Raw genomic sequence first — 741 nt, forward strand, 5'->3', positions numbered from 1 at the left:
CATGATCGGGAGAACGGTTTGTGTCTACGCTCGACCTTACGCTTGACCCGGAGCCCGTGCAGGTGCGCCGCATGGAAGTGATCACGGGCGATGTAGGCCGCCGGACCTGGTCGCCGGAGGAGAAGGCGCGGATCCTGGCCGAGGCGGCGGTGCCCGGGGCGGTGGTTTCCGAAGTGGCCCGGCGTCATGGACTGCGGCCTCAGCAGGTGTTCGGCTGGCGTCGGGAATCGCGCACCGCCGGCCGCTCCCAGGAGGGCATGGTGTTCGCCCCAGTGGTGCTGGACACCACACCGTCCTCCGCCACGTCGATGCCGAAGGAGCCCCTGGCCATCGAGGTGCAGATCGGCGATGCGATGGTGCGCGTGCCCGCCGGCATGGACGGCGCCACCGTCAGGGCGGTGCTGCGCGCGGTGAGGGCGTCGCGATGATCGGCATCGAGGGCGCGGTGCGGGTCCTGGTCGCCGCCAAGCCGGTCGACTTCCGCAAGGGCATGGATGGGCTGGCCGCCTTGGTGCAGCAGCAGCTGGGAGCGGATCCCTTCAGCGGGGTCGTCTACGTCTTCCGCTCCAAGCGAGCCGATCGGGTCAAGCTCTTGCATTGGGACGGCACCGGACTGGTTCTCGTCGCGAAGAGATTGGAGGCCGGCCAGTTCCGCTGGCCAGCGATCCGCGACGGCGTGATCCGGCTGACCCCGGCTCAGCTCTCGGCGCTCGTCGAGGGTCTGGATTGGACCCGGGTGCG

At 69.6% G+C, this 741-nt stretch carries 2 protein-coding genes; both read left to right on the forward strand.

The annotated features are described in order from the left end of the window. The first annotated feature begins 20 nt into the window (after window positions 1–20). Entirely contained in the window at window positions 21–428 is a 408-nt protein-coding gene (gene tnpA, locus DS837_RS31885) for an IS66-like element accessory protein TnpA (protein WP_149168402.1), read from the forward strand. Further along, window positions 425–741 (forward strand): IS66 family insertion sequence element accessory protein TnpB (gene tnpB, locus DS837_RS31890; protein WP_149168403.1); only part of this gene is annotated, 317 nt, incomplete at its 3' end. The genes tnpA and tnpB, both read left to right, overlap by 4 nt.

Origin of the sequence: Azospirillum brasilense (assembly GCF_008365405.1) — a bacterium.
In the GTDB taxonomy this organism is placed as follows: domain Bacteria; phylum Pseudomonadota; class Alphaproteobacteria; order Azospirillales; family Azospirillaceae; genus Azospirillum; species Azospirillum brasilense_D.